The sequence below is a fragment of the Pusillimonas sp. ANT_WB101 genome (genome assembly GCF_008369125.1).
In the GTDB taxonomy this organism is placed as follows: Bacteria; Pseudomonadota; Gammaproteobacteria; order Burkholderiales; family Burkholderiaceae_B; genus Allopusillimonas.
In genome coordinates, this window is sequence record NZ_VOAY01000001.1 from 801,813 (window position 1) to 820,518 (window position 18,706).

Annotated in this window: 17 protein-coding genes; 16 read left to right on the top strand and 1 reads right to left on the bottom strand. The window is 55.5% G+C overall.

What is annotated here, in order from left to right; all coding sequences use genetic code 11:
* Nucleotides 1-87: 87 nt before the first annotated feature.
* From tsf to FQ179_RS03855, 15 genes are all read left to right on the top strand, one after another.
* Nucleotides 88-963: a translation elongation factor Ts gene (gene tsf, locus FQ179_RS03785; RefSeq protein WP_149395923.1), complete on the top strand. Its 876-nt coding sequence runs from the start codon at nt 88-90 to the stop codon at nt 961-963.
* A 215-nt stretch (nt 964-1,178) separates the two neighbouring features.
* A complete protein-coding gene (pyrH, locus tag FQ179_RS03790) occupies nt 1,179-1,895 on the top strand; it encodes a UMP kinase (protein ID WP_137237245.1) in 717 nt (238 codons plus the stop codon).
* Nucleotides 1,896-1,908: 13 nt separating this feature from the next.
* Nucleotides 1,909-2,469 carry a ribosome recycling factor gene (frr, locus tag FQ179_RS03795; RefSeq protein WP_149395924.1) on the top strand — a complete coding sequence of 187 codons (561 nt, stop codon included), beginning with the start codon at nt 1,909-1,911 and terminating at the stop codon, nt 2,467-2,469.
* A gap of 21 nt (nt 2,470-2,490) precedes the next feature.
* Nucleotides 2,491-3,252 (top strand): polyprenyl diphosphate synthase, encoded by a 762-nt coding sequence (gene uppS, locus FQ179_RS03800; RefSeq protein WP_149395925.1) that lies wholly within the window; start codon nt 2,491-2,493, stop codon nt 3,250-3,252.
* A 13-nt stretch (nt 3,253-3,265) separates the two neighbouring features.
* Entirely contained in the window at nt 3,266-4,126 is an 861-nt protein-coding gene (locus tag FQ179_RS03805; RefSeq protein WP_149395926.1) for a phosphatidate cytidylyltransferase, read from the top strand.
* Nucleotides 4,126-5,328 carry a 1-deoxy-D-xylulose-5-phosphate reductoisomerase gene (locus FQ179_RS03810; protein ID WP_370459831.1) on the top strand — a complete coding sequence of 401 codons (1,203 nt, stop codon included), beginning with the start codon at nt 4,126-4,128 and terminating at the stop codon, nt 5,326-5,328. Before FQ179_RS03805 ends, FQ179_RS03810 begins: the two co-directional genes overlap by 1 nt.
* 23 nt (nt 5,329-5,351) lie before the next feature.
* Entirely contained in the window at nt 5,352-6,686 is a 1,335-nt protein-coding gene (gene rseP / locus FQ179_RS03815; protein ID WP_149395928.1) for an RIP metalloprotease RseP, read from the top strand.
* 53 nt (nt 6,687-6,739) lie between these two features.
* Nucleotides 6,740-9,076, top strand: a complete 2,337-nt coding sequence (bamA, locus tag FQ179_RS03820) for an outer membrane protein assembly factor BamA (RefSeq protein WP_149395929.1) — start codon at nt 6,740-6,742, stop codon at nt 9,074-9,076.
* Between the two features lie 62 nt (nt 9,077-9,138).
* Nucleotides 9,139-9,693: an OmpH family outer membrane protein gene (locus tag FQ179_RS03825; RefSeq protein WP_149395930.1), complete on the top strand. Its 555-nt coding sequence runs from the start codon at nt 9,139-9,141 to the stop codon at nt 9,691-9,693.
* Between the two features lie 6 nt (nt 9,694-9,699).
* On the top strand, nt 9,700-10,794 hold the full coding sequence (lpxD, locus tag FQ179_RS03830) for a UDP-3-O-(3-hydroxymyristoyl)glucosamine N-acyltransferase (RefSeq protein ID WP_149395931.1): 1,095 nt from the start codon (nt 9,700-9,702) through the stop codon (nt 10,792-10,794).
* Between the two features lie 64 nt (nt 10,795-10,858).
* Nucleotides 10,859-11,317, top strand: coding sequence for a 3-hydroxyacyl-ACP dehydratase FabZ (gene fabZ, locus FQ179_RS03835; RefSeq protein WP_149395932.1), 459 nt, complete (start codon nt 10,859-10,861; stop codon nt 11,315-11,317).
* Nucleotides 11,310-12,104, top strand: a complete 795-nt coding sequence (gene lpxA, locus FQ179_RS03840) for an acyl-ACP--UDP-N-acetylglucosamine O-acyltransferase (RefSeq protein WP_149395933.1) — start codon at nt 11,310-11,312, stop codon at nt 12,102-12,104. The genes fabZ and lpxA overlap by 8 nt, the downstream gene beginning before the upstream one ends.
* On the top strand, nt 12,101-13,321 hold the full coding sequence (gene lpxB / locus FQ179_RS03845) for a lipid-A-disaccharide synthase (protein ID WP_149395934.1): 1,221 nt from the start codon (nt 12,101-12,103) through the stop codon (nt 13,319-13,321). Before lpxA ends, lpxB begins: the two co-directional genes overlap by 4 nt.
* Complete coding sequence (gene rnhB / locus FQ179_RS03850; protein WP_149395935.1) at nt 13,314-13,946, top strand: ribonuclease HII; 633 nt, start codon at nt 13,314-13,316, stop codon at nt 13,944-13,946. Before lpxB ends, rnhB begins: the two co-directional genes overlap by 8 nt.
* Nucleotides 13,943-14,809 carry an RNA methyltransferase gene (locus FQ179_RS03855; protein WP_149395936.1) on the top strand — a complete coding sequence of 289 codons (867 nt, stop codon included), beginning with the start codon at nt 13,943-13,945 and terminating at the stop codon, nt 14,807-14,809. Before rnhB ends, FQ179_RS03855 begins: the two co-directional genes overlap by 4 nt.
* A 109-nt stretch (nt 14,810-14,918) precedes the next feature.
* On the opposite strand, the gene FQ179_RS03860 is transcribed toward FQ179_RS03855, so the two are convergent.
* On the bottom strand, nt 14,919-15,752 hold the full coding sequence (locus FQ179_RS03860) for a pyruvate, water dikinase regulatory protein (RefSeq protein ID WP_149395937.1): 834 nt from the start codon (nt 15,750-15,752) through the stop codon (nt 14,919-14,921).
* Between the two features lie 309 nt (nt 15,753-16,061).
* On the opposite strand from FQ179_RS03860, the gene ppsA reads away from it, so the two are divergent.
* The gene (ppsA, locus tag FQ179_RS03865; RefSeq protein WP_149395938.1) at nt 16,062-18,431 is read left to right on the top strand and encodes a phosphoenolpyruvate synthase; all 2,370 of its coding nucleotides are present in this window, start codon (nt 16,062-16,064) and stop codon (nt 18,429-18,431) included.
* The last annotated feature ends 275 nt before the right edge of the window (nt 18,432-18,706 follow it).

Genomic DNA, 18,706 nt, shown 5'->3' on the forward strand with positions numbered 1-18,706 from the left:
CGCCGCACGGCGTTGGTGACGGGTCTGTCTGTCACCCGCATTTGCCCCGGCCTGTCCGGGGCGTGTCTTAAAATACTGGAGAACATAGTGGCTCAAATTACCGCATCCATGGTTAAAGAACTGCGCGTGAAAACCGACGCTCCCATGATGGAGTGCAAAAAAGCGCTCACCGAAGCTGAAGGCGATATGGCCCGCGCCGAAGAGATTCTCCGCGTCAAGCTGGGCAACAAAGCTAGCAAAGCCGCCACACGCGTTACCGCTGAGGGCCTCATTGGCCTTTACATCGCTCCCGACAGCAAAACCGGCGCTGTAATCGAAATTAATTGCGAAACCGATTTTGTGGCTAAAAACGACGATTTCATCAGTTTCGTCAACCAGTTGGCCACGCTCGTTGCTGAAACAAATCCGTCTGACACAGCCGCATTGTCTGAACTCCCTATGGGTGAAGGTACGGTTGAAACCACTCGCGCAGCTTTGGTAGGCAAAATCGGCGAAAACCTTGCTGTGCGTCGTTTCCAGCGTTTCGAAACCACCAACCGGCTCGCCAGCTACGTTCATGGCGGCAGAATTGGTGTATTGGTTGACTTTTCCGGCCCAGAAGAAACAGGTAAAGATCTGGCCATGCACATTGCTGCCACCAAGCCTAAGGCGCTTGACGTCAGCGGTGTTGAGCCTGAGGCGATCGCCGCTGAACGTTCGGTTGCCGAGCAAAAAGCTGCCGAATCAGGCAAGCCTGCCGAGATCGTCGCCAAAATGGTAGAAGGCAGCGTGCAAAAATTCCTCAAAGAGGTTACTTTGCTTTCGCAGCCGTTTGTCAAAAACGACAAACAAACCGTTGAGCAGATGCTTAAAGAAAAAAATGCCAGCATTTCGCGTTATACGCTTTATGTTGTGGGTGAAGGCATCGAGAAAAAATCCGAAGACTTCGCCGCTGAAGTTGCTGCTGCAGCAGGCGGCAATTAAGGCGTAATGCTTCTTCAGGCAGGCAAGCTCTTGCCTGTTTTCACCAGGCCCGGTCGAGCCTGGCTCGATCGGCGACTGGTCAGGTATTTTCCTTCAGCCGCCTCCGACCTGCCGCAGCCTCATCAGGCTTCGGCGAAATAATCCAGGTCTGTGTATACACGCGGGCCTGGGTCTGGCTTACACTTTCGTTGGATTGTTCACCTGGGAAACTACCTATGACCACGAGATCGTATAAGCGCGTCTTGCTCAAACTGTCCGGCGAAGCGCTGATGGGCGAAGATGCCTTTGGGATCAACCGCGCCACCATATTGCGCATGACTGAAGAGATAGCCGAAGTTGCGACGCTGGGCGTCGAGTTGGCCATTGTCATCGGCGGCGGCAATATTTTTCGAGGCCTGGCGCCTGGGGCCCAGGGCATGGATCGCGCCACAGCCGATTATATGGGTATGATGGCTACGGTCATGAACGCGCTTGCCTTGCAAGATGCCCTTAAACACCGCGGCATAGACACCCGTGTCCAGTCCGCACTCAACATAGACCAGGTCGTCGAGCCCTACATACGTCCTAAAGCGCTGCGTTACCTCGAAGAGGGTAAAGTGGTTGTGTTCGCTGCGGGTACCGGCAACCCGTTTTTTACCACTGACACGGCAGCAGCGCTGCGTGGCGCCGAGATTGGCGCAGAAATCGTGCTCAAGGCGACCAAGGTTGACGGCATTTATAGTGCCGACCCCAATAAAGACCCCGATGCCACACGCTATGCACGCATCAGCTTCGATGAGGCCATTGTGCGCCGTCTTGAGGTTATGGATGCCACGGCGTTTGCATTGTGTCGCGACCAAAAGCTACCCATCAAGGTATTTTCTATTAATAAGCCAGGAGCCCTGAAACGTGCCGTTTTGGGCGAAGACGAAGGCACCCTGGTACACGTTTGACGAAGGAATTGTAATGAGTCTCTCAGAGGTCAGAAATTCGGCAGAGTCACGCATGGGCAAATCGATAGATACGCTCAAGGCCAACCTTGCAAAAATTCGCACCGGCCGTGCGCACGCCGGCATTCTTGATCACATAATGGTCGAGTACTATGGCTCGCCCGTGCCTGTCAGTCAGGTTGCCAATGTCAACCTGGTTGATGCCCGCACTATTAATGTGCAGGTATGGGAAAAAAACATGGCGGGGCCTGTTGAAAAGGCCATCCGTGATTCCGACCTGGGGCTCAACCCCATCTCCATGGGCGAAAGCATTCGTGTGCCCATGCCTGCGCTTACCGAAGAACGTCGGCGCGATCTGACCAAGGTAGTGCGTAACGAGGGTGAAGACGCCAAAATCGCCGTGCGAAATATTCGCCGCGAGTCTAATGAAACCCTCAAAAAGCTGGTCAAAGACAAAGAAATCAGCGAAGACGACGAGCGTCGCACACAAGATGACGTGCAAAAGCTCACTGACAAACACGTAGCTGAAATTGACAAGCTCGTTGCGGCTAAAGAAGCCGAGATCATGACGGTGTAGCCGCCAGTTTTGAAACGCTATATGCCCGGCAGTTCTACCACATTAGTCATTCCGGATAACACCGACGTCCCGCGCCATCTTGCCATAATCATGGACGGTAACGGGCGTTGGGCTACAAGCCGGTTTCTGCCCCGCACAGCGGGGCATGTACGAGGCGTGCAAGCTGTACGGCGCGTTGTCGAAGCCTGTGGCCGCCACGGTATCAAATACCTGACACTGTTTGCGTTTAGCTCCGAAAACTGGCGCAGACCGGCCGAAGAAGTATCGTTGCTCATGCGGCTTTTTATTCAAACCCTTGAAAAAGAAGTCAACAAGCTCGATAAGCGCGGTGCCAGGCTGCGCATTGTGGGCGACCTCTCGGCATTCGAGCCCGGTCTACAAAAACTTATTCGTGAGGCCGAGGCGCGCACGGCTCATAACTCAGCGCTGGTTCTTACCATTGCGGCCAACTATGGCGGTCGCTGGGATATCCTCCAAGCGATGCGGCGCTTACTTGAAGATCGGCCCGACCTCGCGCAGAATCCGGCCGACCTTAACGAGGCAGCGCTGGCACCGTATTTATCCATGTCCTATGCGCCCGAACCCGATCTGTTCATTCGTACCGGTGGCGAGCAGCGCATTTCCAATTTTCTCATCTGGCAACTCGCCTATACTGAGCTTTATTTTTCGCCCGATTACTGGCCTGATTTCGGGACGGCGCAGATTGACGCCGCCATCGATTGGTATAAGGCTCGGGAGCGCCGCTTTGGGCGCACCAGCGCCCAGCTCGCCGCAAAAAACTAACAGAGGTTGTTGAATGCTCAAGCAGCGCATCATCACTGCCATTATCCTTCTCGTGATACTGCTGGGGGCATTGCTTGCTGCCAGCCCATGGCCGTTGGTGCTGCTACTTACCCTTACGGCGGGTTGTGCGCTCTTCGAGTGGCTGCGGCTCACCTGGCTAAAGACGTCAGGTGCCATGCCCGCCATACTGGGCGTGCTCATGGGGGTCGCAATGTTGGCAGTTGCCTACCAATGGCTTGCCGCAACGCCCGCGCCCTGGGCGCTTGAGCTGCGAAGCGGGCTTAATTACTGGGTTATACCTGGTGTGGCCATTATCTGGGTTGCAGCGGCCACGGCCATGGTTGTGCGTGGGCAGGCGCAGCGCAAGGCGCATTGTGTCTGGCTTAGTTTGTTTGGCATCTTCGCCGTTGTGGCCGTCTGGGCGTCACTGGTGCAGCTCTATTTGCTGCACGGCGCTTGGTATCTGGTATCTCTGTTGGCCCTCATCTGGTTTGCCGATATCGCCGCCTATTTTGTCGGCAGGGCGATAGGGCGCCATAAACTGGCCCCCAAGGTTAGCCCCGGCAAAACCTGGGAGGGTGCCGTGGGCGGCGTTGTGGCTGCCACGGCCTGGGTGTTAATCAGCGCGTATTGGCCCGGAAGTTTCGGTGCGACACTGGCCTTGCGTTGGCCGGTCGGCATCGTCATACTTATTGCCATTGGGCTGGCAGCGATCTCCATAGTGGGTGACCTGTTTGAATCATTGCTCAAACGACGTGCGGGTGTTAAAGATTCCAGCCAACTCCTGCCCGGCCATGGTGGTGTCTACGATCGTATTGATGCACTGTTGCCCGTGGCGCCACTGGCTTTGTTACTGACGGGGCTTCCAATCTGATGAAATTTCAACGCGTGTGTGTGTTGGGCTCTACCGGTTCTATTGGCGAAAATACACTTGACGTCATCGCTCGCCATCCTGACTCGATGGCCGTGTATGCTTTGAGCGCACACAGCCGCGTTGAGCGGCTGGCTGCCCAGGCAGCCGCCACATCGGCCCCCGTTGTTATTGTTGTCGACACAGCCGCCCGTGCGCGCTTTATACAGGCCTGGCCAGCCGCTAGGCCGCTTCCTGAAATTCGCGTTGGCGCTCAGGCACTGGCCGATACGGCTGCCGATCCCGAGGTTACGACCGTCATGGCCGCTATTGTCGGCGCTGCAGGCTTGCCGTCGGCACTTGCTGCGGCCCAGGCGGGCAAGCGCGTGCTGCTGGCCAACAAAGAAGCGCTGGTGGCTGCGGGCGGTTTGTTTATGCGTACGGTGCGCAATCATGGGGCCGAACTGCTGCCCATAGACAGCGAGCACAACGCCATTTTTCAGTGCCTGCCAACCAATGCGTCGGCGTCGGCGCCGACCGAGCCGGCAAAAGGGGTGCGCCGCCTGCTGCTTACGGCTTCGGGTGGGCCGTTCCGGTGTACGGCACTTGACCAGCTAGATCACGTTACGCCCGATCAGGCATGTGCGCACCCAAACTGGAGCATGGGCCGTAAAATTTCGGTTGACTCCGCGACCATGCTCAACAAGGGGCTTGAGGTTATTGAGGCTCACTGGCTTTTTGCCATGCCTGTTGATCGCATCCAGGTGTTGATTCACCCGCAGAGCATGGTGCATTCCATGGTCGAATACGAAGACGGTTCCATTCTTGCGCAATTGGGGCAGCCCGACATGCGTACGCCCATTGCTTACGGTCTGGGGTTTCCGCAGCGTATCGAAAGCGGGGTGGGCTTGCTCCAGCTTGCTGCACTGGGTCGCCTTGACTTCGAACTCCCCGATTACGCCCGGTTCCCTTGCTTGAGGCTGGCGTTTGAGGCGCTGGTAGAGGGGCAGGCATCCTGTGTTGCCCTAAATGCAGCCAATGAAGTGGCTGTAGATCGATTTCTGAAAGAACAAATTGGCTATACTCAGATCGCGCGCATTATTGAGGCGAGTCTTGACCGGGTTGCCCGGCAGAGTTTGCCGGGGCCTGACACGCTCGAAGATGTGCTCGAGCTCGACGCACGTGCCCGAGGCATCGCTATAGAGCTTTGTACGTCGGTCGTCTGACGCGCGATTTTTTCCAGGATTCCATGCTTTTTACCCTGATTGCCTTTGCCCTCGCACTTGGCGTTTTAGTTACCTTTCACGAACTGGGCCACTATTGGGTCGCCCGGCTTTGTGGCGTTCGCGTACTGCGCTTTTCGGTCGGGTTTGGCAAAGTGCTTGCACGTCGTACCGACAGGCATGGCACAGAATGGGCACTTTCGGCCATACCTCTGGGTGGGTACGTAAAAATGCTTGATGACGCCCCTGAGGGGGCATCGCCTGCCGAGGCGGATCAAGCGTTTAACCGTAAAACCCTGGGCCAGCGCAGTGCCATCGTCATGGCTGGCCCTTTCGCCAATCTGTTACTGGCGGCCATACTGTATACGCTGCTGAACCTGATGGGCACAAGCGAGCCTGCAGCCGTGCTTGCACCTCCTGCGCACAGTACAGCGGCAGCACAGGCCGGCCTGTTGGGTGGGGACCGCATATTGGCGGTCAACGACCAACCCGTCAAGTCCTGGAGCGAGGTGCGCTGGCAGCTGCTTGACGCGGTTACCAGCGGGGGTGAAGCGAGTGTAACGGTAGAGGGCGAGAGCGGCGCGCAGCGAGAACGTGTCTTGCGTTTTCAGGCAGAACAGATCGAGCCCGATGGTGCAGACCCCATGGCCGAGGCGGGGCTTGCCCTTGCCTTGCCACGGCCGGTCGTAAAAAGCGTCAATGTGGGCAGCCCTGGTGCGCACGCTGGCTTGCGCGAAGGCGATATTATCCTTAGCGTTGAAGGTGTCCAGCAACCGACCGCACAGGTGTTTATCAAGCACATCCAGGAGCATGCGGGCAAGTCTGTGCCATTGACGGTGCTGCGAGATGGTGCGCCCGTTGCACTAAACGTGGCACCCAAGGCAGAATCAGGGGACGACGGTCGCGAAGTGGGGCGCATTGGCGTTATGCTGGGCGCTGATTTTCCAATGGTTACCGTTCGTTATGGTCTGTTTGATAGTGCCAGGCGCGGCGTTACACGCACGGTTGACACCGTTTGGTTGTCGCTAAAAATGATGGGTCGCATGGTTGTTGGCGATATCTCGCTGCGAAATGTTAGCGGCCCGGTTACTATCGCAGATTACGCCGGTCAGACGGCGCGTATCGGCCTGGCAGCCTATATAGGGTTTCTGGCACTAATCAGCGTCAGCATAGGCGTGTTAAATTTGTTGCCGATCCCCATGCTGGACGGCGGGCATCTCATGTACTACGCTGTCGAAGCTATTCGCGGCAAGCCTGTTCCTGAAAAATGGCTCGAAAACGGGCAGCGTGTTGGGCTTGGTCTGCTTGTTGCGTTGATGGGCCTGGCGTTCTTTAACGATTTTTCGCGCCTTTTCAGCTAGAGGCGTTGTGTCTTACAATCTTCCACTATTTAATCGCCCGAGGATCCTCCAGGATGTCGTTTAGCCGGAAACTACACTTTGTCAGACGCGGTCTTCCCGCATTGCTGGCAGCACTGGTCATACCAGGCATTGCAAATGCGTTTACACCTTTCGTGGTGCGAGACATCCAGGTACAGGGCATTCAGCGCGTCGACGCAGGCACGGTTTTCAGCTATCTGCCTGTTAAAGTCGGCGAGCAGTTTACCGAAGCCCAGGCCGCCGAAGCCATACAGAAGCTTTACTCCACGGGTTTCTTCAACGACGTGCGTATTGATACCAGCAATAATGTGCTGGTGGTTACGGTCGAAGAGCGCCCCACGATTGCATCGGTAACGTTTAATGGCATGCGCGAGTTCGACGCCAAGGCCATTACGCAGTCGCTGGCCAAGGTCGGTTTTGGGCAGGGGCGTGTGTTTGATAACGCCATGCTTGAGCGCGCGCGTTTCGAAATCGAGCAACAGTATCTGTCCAAGGGCAAGTACGGTGTTGAAGTTAATCCAATTATTACGCCGTTGCCGCGTAATCGCGTGGGTGTAAGTTTCGAGATCTTCGAAGGTGGCCGCGCCAAAATCCGAGAAATCCACGTCGTGGGCAATAAGGCCTTTAAAGAAGGTACCTTGCTCAAAGAAATGGATCTCACGACTAACGGCATGATGACCTGGTATACCAATACCGACAGGTATTCGCGCGAAAAGCTCGAGGGCGATGTAGAGCGACTTCGCTCCTTTTACCTTGATCGTGGCTATCTCGAGTATTCTGCCGAAGCGCCGCAGGTATCGATCTCCCCAGACCGCGAGAATATTTTCATTACCTATACGGTTCACGAAGGCGAGCCCTATACCGTACGTAGCGTAAAGCTCGCCGGCGAGCTGCTTGACCTTAACGACAAGATCGAGCCCTTGGTAAATATCAAGGAAGGCGAAACATTCTCGGCTGCCAAAGTCAACCAAACGGTCAAGGCCATTACCGAGTACCTCGGTACGTTGGGGTATGCGTTTGCCAACGTCAACCCCAACCCGGTGCTTGACCGCGCTACGCACGAAACCGACCTTACGTTTTTTGTTGATCCTGGCCAGCGCGTTTATGTTCGACGCATACAGGTTGGCGGCAACACGCGTACGCGTGACGAAGTCATACGGCGTGAATTGCGTCAGCAGGAAGCCGCCTGGTACGACGGTGATGCCATTAAAGCCTCACGCGATCGCGTTGATCGTCTTGGCTACTTCAACGAAGTCAACGTCACTACTGCACCGGTGGCCGGGTCAACCGATCAGATCGACATCAACGTCAACGTCAAAGAGAAGCCCACGGGCCTTATCAACCTGGGGGTTGGTTACGGGTCTACCGATAAGCTCATGTTGTCTGCAGGCATTAGCCAAGACAACATCTTCGGCAGTGGTAACACGCTTTCTCTGCAGGTCAACACCAGCGAAACCAACCGCGCTGTGGTTGTTTCGCATACTGATCCATACTGGACCCGCGACGGCGTCAGCAAGACAACTTCTCTGTACTATCGCCGCACCACGCCTTATGACAACGACTATTCTGATGGCGACTATCGGGTAACGGCGATGGGTGGTGGGCTTAATTTCGGCGTACCCATTTCAGAAAGTGATCGTGTTTTTGCAGGCGTTAGCTTCGAAAACAACAAGCTCAGCCGGTTGCGCGACACTACACCTCAGGCATATAAAGACTTCGTCGAGCAGTACGGCGAGTCTACCAACGCCTTTATTTTTAACGTGGGTTGGTCCAAAGATACACGCGACAGCGCTCTGGTTCCGAACAAGGGCAACTACACGCGTCTGTCTGCAGATGTTTCCACCCTAGACCTCCAGTACTACATGCTCAGCGCGCAGCAACAGTACTATCTGCCACTAGGCCGCTCCTTTACTCTGGCCTTTAACGGTTTGCTCGACTGGGGCCGTGCCTATGGCAACAAAGACTTTCCGGTCATCAAAAACGTGTACGGTGGTGGCATCGGCTCGGTCCGTGGTTATGAGGGGGCATCACTGGGTGGGCGCGATACAGGTTCTAACGATTATCTTGGCGGCTCCCGTCGCATGGTAGGTAACGTACAGCTATACTTGCCGTTTCCTGGAGCTACGCGTGACCGCACTCTGCGCTGGTTCATCTTTGCCGATGCAGGCCGTGTAGACAACACCGCAGGTGGTTGTATGCGCGGTGTTGACAACTATGCCGAAGATCCATGCGGCTGGAAGTACGCTGCTGGCTTAGGTTTCTCATGGCAATCGCCACTGGGGCCGTTGCAGCTGTCATGGGGCCGGGCACTCAACGCCAAGAGGGGCGACGACAAGCAGGCATTCCAGTTCCAGATCGGCACTGGTTTCTGATACAGCGTGTTTAATGGCACAATAGCTTTTTTATCTATGCATTTTCGCAAGGTAGATTTTTCATGAAGTCTAAATTCGCATTAAAACTTACTTCCGTTGCCAATGGCATCGGTCGCAGCAATCGGGCACTCGTGCTGGCAGCGGCACTTGGTATGAGCGTTGCTATCGCGGCACCCGTTCATGCACAGGCCACCAAAATCGGCTTCGTGAGTACTGAGCGCATTTTGCGCGACTCCAAGCCAGCCAAAGCAGCACAGGCCAAAATCGAGGCTGAATTCAAAAAGCGCGACACTGAACTGCAAAGCCTTGCAAACCAGTTGCGCAGCGAGGCGCAAAAGCTCGACAAAGACGCTCCCGTCATATCCGAGTCTGACCGCATCAAGCGCCAGCGTAAGCTCGCCGACCTTGACTCTGATCTGCAGCGCAAACGTCGTGAGTTCCAAGAAGACTTCAACCGCCGCCGCAATGAAGAGTTCTCCAGCATTGTCGAGCGTGCCGATGCAGCCATCAAAAAGATTGCTGAAGCGCAGGGTTACGACCTTATTCTGCAAGACGCCGTCACTGTCAGCCCACGGGTAGACATTACCGATCAGGTCATGAAAGCCCTGGGCGGTTAATTCAAGATGCCGGTATTGCTAGCGCCTGAACAGGCGCCTACGTTGCAGCAGTTGCTCGCTGAAGCTAATACCGCAGGTCTGGAGTGGCAGCTGGTTGATTCCGCCGACGAGCCCGGGCCCCTGATCAGGGGCTTGGGCTCTTTGGTGTCGGCTGGCCGCGATGAAGTCAGTTTTTTGGCTAATTCGCGCCTGCACGAACAGCTGAACCACTGCAAGGCGGCTGCTGTCATCATGACGCAATCCGCCTATCAGGCTTACACGACGCCTGATCATGGCTATCGTGTGGTCTTGTGCAGTGAGCCTTATCTTATGTATGCCCTGCTGGCGCAGTGGTTTGACCAGCACAGGCTTAATGCGCTCGAAAAAGGCATTCACCCCAGTGCCATCGTGGCAGCGTCGGCTCAAATCGGCCCAGGTGTCAGCATAGGCCCCCTGTGTGTCATCGAAGACGATGTGCACATTGGTGAGGGTACGCGTCTGGGGCCAGGGTGTGTCATTGGCGCAGCAAGTTCGCTAGGCCGCGACTGTTTGCTTCATGCACGTGTCACGCTCTATCACCATGTCAATGTGGGGGACCGTGCCATTTTGCATTCGGGCTGCGTGCTGGGGGCAGATGGCTTCGGTTTTGCACCTGATCCGCACAACGAGCCTGGAGCCTGGGCCAAAATCGCCCAGATCGGCGGTGTTGAGCTGGGCAATGATGTCGAAATCGGCGCCAATACCACGGTTGACCGTGGCGCACTCGAAAACACGCTGGTTGGCAATGGGGTCAAACTCGATGACCAGATCATGATCGGTCACAACGTAAAAATTGGCGATCATACCGCCATGGCGGCGTGTGTGGGTGTGGCGGGCTCAACCACCATAGGCAGCCGTTGCACCATAGGCGGGGCGGCAATGCTGTCAGGCCACCTGGTGCTGGGCGACGATGTGCATGTGTCGGGGGGTACTGCCATTACATCCAATGTTTCCAAGCCGGGGCGTTACACCGGGGTTTACCCGTTTGATGAACATGTCCAATGGCAACGAAACGCAGCCGTACTCGGGCAGTTATCGCAATTGCGCCGCCGTGTCAGGGCCGCTGAAAAAAACAAACCGTAATTATTTTTCCACCAAGCGCCACGCTCATGCTGGCGCCGCAAGCAGGCAGGATACCCAAAAAAAAATGGAACTCGACGTTAAACAAATCATGGAGCGCTTGCCGCATCGTTATCCGATGCTGCTGGTTGATCGCGTGCTCGAAATGGTGCCAGGCAAGAGTATTGTGGCCATCAAGAACGTGTCAATGAACGAGCCTTTTTTTACCGGGCATTTTCCGCATCACCCGGTGATGCCTGGGGTGCTCATTATTGAGGCTCTGGCGCAGGCCGCCGCGTTGTTTTCATTTGAAGGCCAGGAAGATGTTAATCCGGCCGATAAAAAAATTGCGTATTACCTGGTTGGGGTGGATGGCGCGCGCTTTCGTCGCCCAGTTGTGCCGGGAGATCAATTGCGTTTAGAAATTACCGCAGACAAAATCAGCCGTAAAATCTGTAAATACACCGCTACGGCGACTGTCGATGGGCAGGTAGCGGCAGAAGCCAAAATCATGTGCGCCATTCGCGTGCTCGAAGACAATGTCTGAACGAATACACCCCACCGCCATCGTTTCGTCCGGAGCAAAACTGGCCGATGATGTCACCGTTGGCGCCTATAGCATTATTGGGGAATATGTAACTCTGGGTGCGGGCACCACTGTTGGGCCGCACTGCGTGATCGATGGTCATACCACCATCGGCGCCAACAATATGTTTTACCGGTTCTGCTCCATTGGTGGCGCACCGCAAGACAAAAAATATGGCGGTGAGCCCACGCGGCTTGAAATCGGCGACCGCAATACCGTTCGCGAGTATGTAACCATCAATACGGGAACAGCCCAAGACGTTGGCGTGACGCGTCTGGGTGATGACAACTGGATCATGGCATACGTGCATATCGCGCACGATTGCCAGGTGGGTAATCAGGTTATTTTGGCCAATAGTGTTCAACTTGCAGGCCACATTCATATTGGCGATTGGGCAATTGTGGGTGGGCTGTCGGCCGTACACCAGTTTGTACGCATCGGCGCGCACACCATGATCGGTGGCACCAGCTCCATACGGCAAGACATACCCCCGTATGTTATTGGTGCAGGCGACCCATTTCGCCCTGTAGGCATCAATTCTGAAGGTCTCAGTCGCAGGGGCTTTAGTGCAGAAGCCATTGCGGCACTCAAGGAAGCCTACAAGCTTGTATATCGTCGCAAGCTGTCGGTCGACGAGGCTTGCGCGCAGATCAGAGTGATCAGCCAGCAACAGCCCGCCACCGCCGAGGCGCTTGCGCCATTGGTTGATTTTCTGGCCGCATCTTCGCGCGGCATTGCCAGGGCATGACCATGCATATCGGCATGGTAGCGGGTGAACCATCTGGCGACCTGCTGGCGGCCCGCGTTATGCAAGGCCTGCAGCAACAGGCCCCTGGAAGTCTTTACACCGGTATCGGTGGCCCGGCCATGGCGCGCCAGGGGTTAGATGCCTGGCACAGCATGGATGCGCTGACTGTTTTTGGCTATGTTGATGCATTCAAACGCCTGCCGGGGCTGCTAAACACGTATTTCAACGTTAAAAAACGTTGGCTTAACGACAAGCCTGACGTGTTTGTCGGCATAGACGCCCCAGACTTTAATCTGCGGCTCGAACATCAGCTTAAGCAGGCGGGTATTCCGACGGTACATTTTGTGGGCCCATCAATATGGGCCTGGCGTTACGAGCGTATACACAAGATACGCGCAGCCGTGTCCCACATGTTGGTGCTGTTTCCATTTGAAGAAGAAATCTATCAGAAAGAAGGGGTTCCGGTTACCTATGTAGGGCATCCGCTGGCAGGTGTCATCCCTATGCAGCCTGACAAGGTCACTGCCCGTAAATATCTGGGTGTAGACCCTAGGGCTCGGGTGCTGGCCATTTTGCCTGGCAGTCGCTCCTCAGAGATCAACCTGCTGGCACCCCGGTTTCTTCAGGCAGCACAAATATTGGCCCGGCAAGACCCTAATCTGCAGTTTTTGGTGCCCATGGTCAATATCAAGCGCCGCAAAGAGTTCGAAGCCATACTGCGCAGTTACCCTTTGCCCAATTGCCGCATCATCGACCAACATTCGGGCGCAGCAACGCAAGACCCCATTACGGCTCAGCTGTTCGCCGCAAACGACGCACGCCCAGCTGCCTGGAACGTGATGGAGGCTGCTGACGCCGTACTTGTTGCAAGCGGTACGGCAACTCTGGAAACCAGTCTGTTCAAGCGGCCTATGGTTATTTCGTACGTACTTTCACCCATGATGAAACGGCTGATGGAATGGAAATCGGGTCAGGCCCGGCCGTCTGTACCATGGGTTGGGCTGCCCAATATTTTGGCGCGTGATTTTGTGGTGCCTGAACTGCTGCAAGACGATGCCACGCCGGCAGCGCTGGCTGAAGCTTCCTGGAAGGCGCTTACCGATCAGCACTATGCCGATCAGGTGGCCGAAGGCTTCATGCTTATGCATGAAACGCTTCGTCGTGACACGCCCGCATTGGCCGCACAGGCTATCTTGCAGCAGGCAGGTCATGCCTAGGCGCGCGGCCCAGCCTGGTCTGTTCAGCACCGACGATCATTTTGGCCTGCACATTGCTGGCATTGACGAGGCGGGCAGGGGGCCACTGGCAGGGCCCGTGTATGCGGCTGCCGTTATTCTGGAGCCAGGCTGTCGCATCATAGGGCTAAATGACTCCAAAAAGCTGACGGCATTGCACCGTGAGGCACTTAGCCTTGTCATTCGAGAACAGGCTGCAGCCTACTGCATTGCCAGCGCTAGCGTTGAAGAAATCGACACACTGAATATTTTGCAGGCCACCATGCTGGCGATGCGACGTGCTTGTGAAGGCCTGTCTGTGCAGCCCGATAAAGCGCTAATCGATGGCAATCGCGTGCCGCAGGGCCTGGCCTGTGTGGCCGTGCCCGTAATCGGTGGCGATGCGACAGTGGCGGCCATTGCCGCTGCCTCGATATTGGCCAAAACCTCGCGTGACGCAGATTGTATGCTGCTGCATCAACAGTACCCTGAGTACAGCTTTGATCAGCACAAAGGGTATGGCACCAAAATGCACCTTGAAAGGCTGCAAGCTCATGGCCCATGCGCGGCCCACCGACGCAGCTTTGCACCCGTACGGCGGCTGCTCGATCTTGCGGTCCGTTCATGAAGCACATAAGTTCGCGCGATAACCCGCTCTTCAAACAGCTGCAGCGTATTGCCGCTGGCAAACGAACCCTAATAGATAAGCCCCAAGTGTCTGCGGTCGGGCATACACAGAACGACGCTGTTCCTTACGGCGTCCAGGTTGAGAGCTACGATGAGGGTCGCCCCATTCTGCTCGAGGGTGTTCATTTATGCCAGGCTTGGCTGCAGCACCAGGGCATGCCTCAAATTGTCTTGTTTGATGCGGAGCGCTTGGCGGCAAATACTGAGTTGCAGGCCTTGGCTTCCATGCTTGCGCATTGGGTAGGCTACACCTGCGACCCACGCCTTGCACATGTGTTGTCACAGGTACAGCACGGGCAGGGCGTATTTTTTGTGGCGCAAACGCCGGTTTCGCAAATTCCAGCGCGTATCGAGCACAATTGCATCTGGCTTGACCGGGTACAAGATCCTGGCAATGCAGGCACCTTGCTGCGCACGGCGGCAGCAGCAGGTATCCAGCATGCGTATTTTTCAGAGGGGTGTGTAGCGGCTTGGTCGCCTAAAGTTTTGCGCAGTGCCCAAGGGGCCCACTTCGTCATGGCGATATACGAGCACGCAAATTTGCAGGGCTTGCGTGAGCGACTCGATATCCCCTTGGTGGCCACGGCGCTGGAGGGTGCCGAATCACTGTTCACGGCAACGCTGCCCGCACGCTGTGCGTGGTTGATGGGCAATGAGGGTCAGGGCGCATCTTCTGAGTTGCTGGCGCTGGCAGACCTGCGTGTGTTTATTCCGCAGGTTGCCGAGGTCGAATCACTAAACGTTGCGGTGGCAGCGGGTATTTGCCTGTTTGAACAGCGCCGCCAGGCCTTGTTGGTATATTAATTTGCAGCAACGAACCACTGCGCAGGGCGAGCAGGGTGGTGGATATGGCTGATCAGACGCTTTAGGCTTTAGCGGATTTTAAAGCGCCTGTGCTTCAGCGTTAATCGTATTAGTAAATGCGGCGGTCTAGTCCCACCTCGTCAAGCACTTTGGTAGAAATCTCTTCAATCGACTTAGTGGTTGTCGACAGCCAGGGGATCCCCTCCATGCGCATAAGGCGCTCTGCATCGGCGACCTCTTGGCGGCATTGTTTAATGGATGCGTACTCGCTATTGGGGCGTCGTTCGTGGCGCACTTCGGCCAGGCGGTCAGGATGAATAGACAGGCCAAAAAGCTTTTTGCGATAGGGAGCCAGTGTGGCGGGCAATGAGTCGCGATCAAAGTCTTCGGGAATAAGCGGAAAATTGGCTGCTTTGACTGCATACTGCATGGCCAAATAGAGACTGGTGGGTGTTTTTCCGCAGCGTGACACGCCTACCAGAATCACGTCTGCCTGCTCCAGGCCGTGTACAAACTGCCCATCGTCGTGGGCCAGGCTGAAATTGATGGCGTCAATACGGGCGTTGTACTGCTTGGATAGCCCGCCCATATGGGAACGACCCACCGAATGGCTGGACTTCATGTCCAAAGCCTGCTCGATGTGTTGCACAAATGTGCCGAATAGGTCGAGAAACGTGCAGTTGGATGAACTGATGATGAGTGCAACCTCGGGATCAACCAGGGTGCTGAACACCAAGGGTGGTGCCTGTTGTTCCTCGGCGCAGCGATTGATACGCACAGCAGCGGCTTTGGCTTTGTCGAGCGTGTCAATGAAAGGAATGCGAATGGCTTCGAATTTAACCTTGTCAAACTGCGAAAGTACAGAATTACTGAAGGTTTCGGCAGTGATGCCAGTGCTGTCAGAAACGACAAAGACGGTGCGTTCGATTAGGGTTTCAGGCATGGGAGAGGAAACAGGAAGTAAAGTGAGCGCATCAGGGCCGATAAACGGTACAATCGCGAAGGTTAACAGCGATTCTGGTCGCCGTAAACGGACTAGGTAGTGTAACGCCTAGGCTAACATCAGGCCATAACGCGGTTTCAGTGTCAACAAGCATCATCCAAGGGCATTCACTGCCCTGTAGACACAGCCTGCTGCTCATGGTCACCGAGGCAGCGGGTAAGGCTGGTTTGCCTAGCGCATGTGGCCCATATCCTATTCAGGGTCATGGTGCGCTAAGCAAACTTGCTTTTTTTTACTTATAGGTGACTTATGTCTTATGTAGCGTCTTTCGAGCAACTCCGCATGACGGATGTCGACTCGGTAGGAGGTAAAAACGCATCACTAGGTGAGATGATCAGCCAATTGGCTGAAGCCGGTGTCAGAGTGCCAGGCGGGTTTGCAACCACCGCCGACGCCTTTCGCGACTTTTTAAAGTCAACCGGTCTGGATCAACGCATTGCCGATAGGCTTAGCACACTCGACTCTGACGATGTGCGCGAGCTGGCGAGTGCCGGGTCTGAAATTCGCCAATGGATTGTTGATACGCCCTTTCACGCCGACTTCGAGCAAGCGATCCGCACTGCGTTCGCCGAGCTCGACGCCGACGGCAAGGGCAGCTTTGCCGTGCGTTCATCGGCAACCGCTGAAGACCTTCCTGATGCGTCATTTGCTGGCCAACAAGAAACGTTTCTTAACGTGGTTGGTATTGACGACGTGCTTGATAAGATCAAGCACGTATTTGCGTCGTTGTACAACGACCGCGCTATTTCATACCGCGTTCACCGGGGTTATGCGCATGCCGAGGTGGCCCTGTCGGCTGGCATTCAGCGCATGGTGCGCTCAGACTGCGGCAGCGCCGGCGTTATGTTTACGCTCGACACTGAATCAGGCTTTAAAGACGTGGTGTTCATTACCTCGTCGTATGGCTTGGGCGAAACCGTCGTGCAAGGCGCCGTCAACCCTGATGAGTTTTACGTTTTCAAGCCTACATTAAAGTCAGGCCATTACCCCATCATCAGCCGCCGCATTGGTTCCAAACTGCTTAAAATGGAATTTGACGCCGAGCGTGTTTCCGGTGAGGCCGTGCATATTATTGACGTGCCTGTTTCGGAGCGCAATCGTTACTCGCTGACTGACGAAGAGGTCATCGAGCTTGCTCGTTATGCCGTCATTATCGAAGACCACTATCAGCGTCCCATGGACATTGAGTGGGGCCGCGATGGCATAGACGGAAAAATCTACATCCTTCAGGCACGTCCTGAAACCGTCAAGTCACAAACTTCACACAATGACGTGCAAGAGCGTTATCGCTTGAAAGCGACTGGCGACGTGCTGATCACCGGGCGCGCCATTGGCCAAAAAATCGGCTCGGGCCGTGTGCGTGTTGTGGCTGACGTCTCCGAAATGCATAAGGTTAAGGCTGGCGATATTCTTGTTACCGACATGACAGACCCTAACTGGGAACCCGTCATGAAGCTGGCATCTGCCATTGTTACCAATCGTGGGGGCCGCACCTGCCACGCCGCAATTATTGCGCGTGAGTTGGGCATTCCGGCAGTTGTGGGCTGCGCGCATGCTACCGACGTGCTGGGCAATGGGCTCGAAGTTACGGTTTCCTGCGCCGAAGGCGACGAAGGCCGTATCTATGACGGCCTGATCGAAACCGAAATCGAAGAGGTCAAATGGGGGCAAATGCCCGAAATCGGCCTCAAGATCATGATGAACGTGGGCAACCCACAACTGGCCTTTGATTTCTCGCAAATCCCCAATGACGGCGTAGGGCTGGCCCGACTTGAATTCATCATTAACAACAACATTGCCGTGCACCCCAAAGCGGTGCTCGACTACCCAAATGTTGATGGCGAACTTAAGCTGGCTGTTGAGTCTGCTGCCCGTGGCTATGCCAGCCCACGTGCCTTCTTTGTGGAAAAATTGGCCGAAGGCATAAGTACTCTGGCTGCGGCGTTTTACCCCAAGCCCGTCATCGTGCGTCTGTCTGATTTCAAATCTAATGAATACCGCAAGCTGGTAGGCGGTTCGCGTTACGAGCCTGAAGAAGAAAACCCCATGCTGGGCTTCCGTGGCGCGTCGCGTTACGTCTCCGAAGAGTTCGAAGAGTGCTTCCGCATGGAATGTGAAGCGCTCAAGAAGGTGCGCGACGAAATGGGGCTTACCAACGTCGAGATCATGGTGCCGTTTGTGCGCACCTTGCCACAGGCAGCCAAAGTGGTCGACTTGCTGGCCAAAAATGGTCTGGCCCGCGGTGAAAATGGGCTGCGCGTCATCATGATGTGCGAGGTTCCATCCAACGCCATTCTTGCTGAGGAGTTTCTTGAGTATTTCGACGGTTTCTCCATAGGCTCTAACGACATGACTCAGCTTACCCTGGGGCTTGATCGTGACTCAGGCATGGAGCTGCTGGCTGCCGATTTTGACGAGCGTGATGCGGCTGTGCAGTTTATGTTGCGTCGTTCCATACAGGCGTGCCTCAAGGCGGGCAAGTATGTCGGCATTTGTGGTCAAGGCCCCAGCGATCACCCTGATCTGGCTGTTTGGTTGCGTGACGAAGGTATTTTGTCGATGTCGCTCAACCCGGATACCGTGGTTGATACCTGGCAGCGCCTGGCCATCGCCAAGTAAGCGGGCAGGCGTAAGGGCGATATTCTTAGGGGTATCGCTCTGCAGGCAGGCTGCACAAAGCCTCACGTAGTACATCACACCCCAAACCCCGGATTTCTCTTCCAGTGTTTGGGGTGTTTTTTATGGGTAAGTGTTGCGTGGGATGGTGGGGCACGCGCAAGCGGCATCAGCTCGCGTCGGTATGCAAACGACCTATTCAGACAGCCGCAGAGGTTTTATCTGCCCAGGGCAACAATGTGCTCACGGTGGTGCCTGTAAGCTTGCTCTGTAGCTTA